Source organism: Salmonella sp. 741265050_HSA (assembly GCF_046569445.1).
GTDB lineage: Bacteria > Pseudomonadota > Gammaproteobacteria > Enterobacterales > Enterobacteriaceae > Salmonella > Salmonella enterica.
Genome location: NZ_JBKFSV010000029.1, coordinates 1 through 4,458, shown reverse-complemented (window position 1 = coordinate 4,458; position 4,458 = coordinate 1). Strand labels below are relative to the sequence as shown.

5 protein-coding genes and 4 tRNA genes are annotated in these 4,458 nt (G+C 49.6%); 2 read left to right on the top strand and 7 right to left on the bottom strand.

The genetic code is table 11. The annotated features are described in order from the left end of the window. The 5 genes from ACLD4F_RS21940 to ACLD4F_RS21920 all read right to left on the bottom strand — a co-directional run. Positions 1 to 222: GTP-binding protein (locus ACLD4F_RS21940; RefSeq protein ID WP_000031665.1), on the bottom strand; the 222-nt coding region annotated here is incomplete at its 3' end. Between the two features lie 115 nt (positions 223 to 337). After that, positions 338 to 413, bottom strand: a tRNA-Thr gene (locus tag ACLD4F_RS21935). Between the two features lie 6 nt (positions 414 to 419). Then, positions 420 to 494, bottom strand: a tRNA-Gly gene (locus ACLD4F_RS21930). Between the two features lie 116 nt (positions 495 to 610). Beyond that, positions 611 to 695 (bottom strand) — tRNA-Tyr (locus ACLD4F_RS21925). A gap of 8 nt (positions 696 to 703) precedes the next feature. Continuing rightward, positions 704 to 779: transfer RNA gene (locus tag ACLD4F_RS21920), tRNA-Thr, on the bottom strand. Between the two features lie 19 nt (positions 780 to 798). On the opposite strand from ACLD4F_RS21920, the gene ACLD4F_RS21915 reads away from it, so the two are divergent. Together ACLD4F_RS21915 and coaA are read left to right on the top strand one after the other, a co-directional pair. Beyond that, positions 799 to 972 (top strand): hypothetical protein, encoded by a 174-nt coding sequence (locus ACLD4F_RS21915; RefSeq protein WP_001541267.1) that lies wholly within the window; start codon positions 799 to 801, stop codon positions 970 to 972. Positions 973 to 1,180: 208 nt separating this feature from the next. Then, positions 1,181 to 2,131 (top strand): type I pantothenate kinase, encoded by a 951-nt coding sequence (gene coaA, locus ACLD4F_RS21910; protein ID WP_000023068.1) that lies wholly within the window; start codon positions 1,181 to 1,183, stop codon positions 2,129 to 2,131. 34 nt (positions 2,132 to 2,165) lie between these two features. On the opposite strand, the gene birA is transcribed toward coaA, so the two are convergent. Both birA and murB read right to left on the bottom strand, forming a co-directional pair. After that, positions 2,166 to 3,128, bottom strand: a complete 963-nt coding sequence (birA, locus tag ACLD4F_RS21905) for a bifunctional biotin--[acetyl-CoA-carboxylase] ligase/biotin operon repressor BirA (protein WP_000655746.1) — start codon at positions 3,126 to 3,128, stop codon at positions 2,166 to 2,168. After that, positions 3,125 to 4,153 (bottom strand): UDP-N-acetylmuramate dehydrogenase, encoded by a 1,029-nt coding sequence (murB, locus tag ACLD4F_RS21900; RefSeq protein WP_000149797.1) that lies wholly within the window; start codon positions 4,151 to 4,153, stop codon positions 3,125 to 3,127. The genes birA and murB overlap by 4 nt, the downstream gene beginning before the upstream one ends. Between the last annotated feature and the right edge of the window lie 305 nt (positions 4,154 to 4,458).

Here is a 4,458-nt window from a genome sequence, read left to right as displayed (position 1 = left end):
GGTCGGGGTATCGTATTCAACGTGAGAAGTGTTGATGGTGATACCACGCGCTTTTTCTTCCGGCGCGTTATCGATCTGGTCGAATGCGCGAGCGGCACCGCCGTAGGTTTTAGCCAGTACGGTAGTAATGGCAGCGGTCAGCGTTGTTTTACCATGGTCAACGTGGCCGATAGTACCGACGTTAACGTGCGGTTTTGTACGTTCAAACTTTTCTTTAGACATCGATTGTCCCTCTAAGACACGGATAAATCGGTGATATCACCACATCAACCAGGCAACACGCCCGACTTGTTGAATGCTAATAAACAGAAGAGAAAAACAGGAAGGAGAAAAGAAGTGGTGCTGATAGGCAGATTCGAACTGCCGACCTCACCCTTACCAAGGGTGCGCTCTACCAACTGAGCTATATCAGCACATCTTGGAGCGGGCAGCGGGAATCGAACCCGCATCATCAGCTTGGAAGGCTGAGGTAATAGCCATTATACGATGCCCGCATCCTGGAACTCGGCTACCTGATTTTCATTCTGCACTGAATATCGAGAGAAACTCTCTTTATTCGAGCCGGTAAGCGAACTTATCGTCTCGGGCTGCGCCATCGCGCGGCCGAAAATGGTGGTGGGGGAAGGATTCGAACCTTCGAAGTCTGTGACGGCAGATTTACAGTCTGCTCCCTTTGGCCGCTCGGGAACCCCACCGGACTTGATGGTGCCGACTACCGGAATCGAACTGGTGACCTACTGATTACAAGTCAGTTGCTCTACCTACTGAGCTAAGTCGGCATCAAGTAGCGCGCATTCTATGGAGACCTGCGTGCTCATGCAACTAAAAAATTGCATAAAATGTTCTATCGCTCACATTTTGCGCTATAAGAGACAAAAATGCTCTAATTTCAAACAAGAGAGCATAAATTTTCGGCATTTTACCGACCGTCTGACCAGGATACGACGCGGCATTTCAACGCTCCGTCGATAGAAAGCAATCTTCTGTATCTGGTATATTCGTCACATTGCTTCTCAGGGATAGCTTTCACAGCGAGATTTTTTCTTATTATTCCTCCCCATCTGGTGTTACCCTCCTGCCCATTGTCCAAATTAACTTAAATGTGACGTGCCGTTGCATGTCAGGGATGGCCCTCGTTCATCGCTGAACTGATGTAGCAATAGCAGCCAGAAACATGCTTATGAGTATAAAAGAGCAATCGTTAATGACGCCTTACCTACAGTTTGATCGCAGCCAGTGGGCTGCGCTTCGCGATTCTGTGCCGATGACCCTGACCGAGGATGAGATCGCGCAGTTAAAAGGCATTAATGAAGATTTATCGCTGGAAGAAGTTGCAGAAATATATTTACCCCTCTCCCGTTTGCTAAATTTCTATATCAGTTCAAATCTGCGTCGTCAGGCTGTCCTGGAACAGTTTCTGGGCACTAACGGCCAGCGAATCCCTTACATCATCAGTATCGCGGGCAGCGTCGCAGTGGGTAAAAGCACGACAGCACGCGTTCTGCAAGCGTTGCTGAGTCGCTGGCCGGAACACCGCCGTGTTGAATTGATTACCACAGACGGCTTCCTCCACCCAAACCAGGTGTTGAAAGAACGCGGGTTAATGAAGAAAAAGGGGTTCCCCGAATCGTATGATATGCACCGACTGGTGAAATTCGTTTCTGACCTCAAGTCGGGCGTACCGAACGTGACGGCGCCAGTCTATTCTCATTTGATTTACGATGTTATTCCTGAAGGGGATAAAACCGTCGCTCAGCCTGATATATTGATTCTTGAAGGTTTGAATGTTTTACAAAGCGGTATGGATTATCCTCACGATCCGCACCATGTATTTGTCTCTGATTTCGTTGATTTCTCTATTTACGTTGATGCGCCAGAAGAGCTTCTTCAGACGTGGTATATCAATCGCTTCCTGAAATTCCGCGAAGGGGCGTTTACCGATCCTGACTCTTATTTCCACAATTATGCGAAATTATCTAAAGAAGAAGCTGTTAATACAGCAGCTTCGCTTTGGAAAGAAATTAACTGGTTGAATTTAAAGCAAAATATCTTACCTACGCGAGAACGTGCCAGCCTTATTATGACCAAGAGCGCTAACCATGCGGTGGAACAGGTAAGATTGCGGAAATAACAGAAAAAAGGGGAGTACCGACTCCCCCTTTTTACTATTCGGCGCTTCGCAGCGATATTTCTCCGCCCATCCAGGGTTTAATCACACCATCCTGTTCAAGCAATAATGCGCCCTGAGTATCAATGCCGCGAGAAATACCAAATATTTCTTTGTCGCCAATAATTAGTTTTACCGGACGATCAATAAAATTATCCAGTTTTTTCCAGCGCGAAAGATAAGGAGAAAGACCTTCTTGCTCAAAAAGCTCAAGCGCAGCACGTAACTTATAAATCAGCTTTGCGGCCAGCATATTGCGGTCGAGCGTAATTCCGGCCTCTTGTAGTGTGATCCATCCCTGATTTATCACGTCCTCTTCTACGCGACGCATTGCCATGTTAATACCAGCGCCAATCACTATTTGTGCGGCATCGCCCGTTTTACCGGTTAACTCGACCAGAATACCCGCCAGTTTGCGATCCAGTAGGTAAAGGTCGTTAGGCCACTTCACACGAACTTTATCTGCGCCCAGTTCACGCAGCACTTCCGCCATCACAATTCCAATGACCAGACTCAAGCCTATTGCCGCCGCAGGCCCCTGCTCCAGACGCCAGTACATTGAAAGATATAGATTCGCGCCAAACGGTGAGAACCATTTACGCCCGCGACGACCACGCCCTGCCTGTTGGTATTCTGCTACACAGGCATCGCCTGAACGCAGCTCGCCAATTCGATCAAGTAAATACTGATTGGTTGAATCGATAACGGGCAATACCGCCACGTTTCCGCTATCCAGTTGGCTATGAATACGGTCAGCATCCAGTAACTGGATGGGTTCCGGTAAGCTATATCCTTTCCCGGGAACGGTAAATACATCTACTCCCCAGTCGCGTAATGTCTGGATATGTTTATTAATAGCCGCGCGGCTCATTCCCAGCCGTTCACCCAACTGCTCGCCTGAGTGAAACTCTCCGTCGGCAAGTAGTGAGATCAGCGTCAGGGGAACGGTAGTATCTTTCATGCAATGCTCTCCACAGCGTTCACCTCTCCGAACTGACCAATAAAGCGAACCTCAGGCTCCAGCCAGACATTAAATTTTTCACCCACTTTTTGCCGGACATGATGCGCCAGCGCCACCACATCTTTACTTGTCGCATCATTCGCATTAATCAATACCAGCGCCTGTTGGCGATGCACCGCAGCGCCGCCAAAGGTGACGCCTTTCAACTGACATTGATCTATCAGCCAGCCTGCCGCCAGCTTCACTGAGCCGTCTGCCTGAGGGTAATGCGGCGCGTTGGGAAATCGTTCTAACAGTTCCATAGCGATATCGGCTGCGACAACGGGATTTTTAAAAAAGCTGCCCGCATTGCCATTCACTTTAGGATCCGGCAATTTTGTGGTGCGCATATGGCATACAGCATCAAACACCTGTTGCGCGGTGACCGTTTTCGGGTCCAGACGAGTAAGATCGCCATAGGTCAACACCGGCTGCCATTGCTTTGACAAACGCAGACCCACCGCGACGATCGCAACGCGATCCTGATATTCATTTTTGAAGATACTGTCACGATAGCCGAAACGGCATTCCGCCGCGGACAAACGCAGACGTTTTCCCGTTTCCAGTTCAACGCAGTCAACGTAGTCGCAGACGCGCTGTAGTTCTACGCCATACGCGCCAATATTCTGTATAGGCGAGGAACCAACGCAGCCAGGGATGAGCGCCAGATTCTCCAGGCCGGGCATGTTGTTGTCCAGCGCGTAGCGAACCAGCTGATGCCAGTTTTCGCCTGCGCCGACGTGTAGGTGCCAGGCGTCCGCGGTTTCATTGACCTCAATGCCTTTCAGGCGGTTAAGGATCACGGTGCCGGCGTAATTTTCCAGAAACAGGACATTGCTTCCTTCACCTAGGATCATAACCGGCAGTCCCTCACGAGTTGCTTGCTGCCAGGCGCTCAGTAGTTGTTGTTCGTTTTCAGCGCATACGATGTGCTTTGCACAATGATCAATGCCGAAGGTATTCCAGGGTTTTAGGGAGTGGGTCATAGACGCTTTCCTGATACAAAATCAGGCTTAGTTTACCGCATCTATGTAGGGAAGGCTTGCGGTTATGTCGACGGAATAAGGCGGTATACACAGGCATTGTGTCGATGCCGTAGGCCGGATAAGGCGAAGCTGCCATCCGGCGGTGCAGGTTACCTGATGGTACTGCGCTTATCAGGCCTACATTTTTACAGTTACCACACACGCAAAAAAGCCCATCCGTCAGGATGGGCTTCTTCACTAAATTGATGCCTGGCAGTTCCCTACTCTCGCATGGGGAGACCCCACACTACCATCGGCGCTACGGC